Origin of the sequence: Scandinavium sp. M-37, assembly GCF_043558715.1 — a bacterium.
Lineage (GTDB): Bacteria > Pseudomonadota > Gammaproteobacteria > Enterobacterales > Enterobacteriaceae > Scandinavium > Scandinavium vulneris_A.
The window spans coordinates 1-336 of sequence record NZ_JBIGIN010000133.1; the positions used below are offsets into that span (position 1 = coordinate 1).

Below are 336 nucleotides of genomic sequence, written 5' to 3' on the forward strand. Positions count from 1 at the left end.
GCGCGCGCCCATCCGGGGTGTCGTTAGTTGCGATCGGACGACTTTCGCCATAGCCCTGCACCGCAAAACAGCTTTCCGGCACATCACCGGTATCACGCATCCAGTCACGCACCGCTTCGGCACGTTTCAGGGACAGCGTCTGATTCAGTTTCGGGTTACCGGTGTTATCGGTATGGCCGGACACGACAATCAGCCAGCCCGGTTTCGCTTTAACGCCGACCAGCGAGTTCACCAGCATTTTGGTTGAGCCGGTTTTCAGCTCTGCCTTGCCGGAATCGAACAGCGACATGCTGTCGAGGCGGACAATTTTCGGTACCGGTTTAGGTTTCGGCTGTG

The 336-nt window shown here is 57.7% G+C and carries 1 protein-coding gene; it reads right to left on the minus strand.

Annotated elements, in window-relative coordinates; genetic code table 11:
- Nucleotides 1–336, minus strand: a 336-nt coding sequence (locus ACG0Z5_RS24050; protein WP_394451702.1) for an OmpA family protein, incomplete at both ends; no start/stop codon positions are given.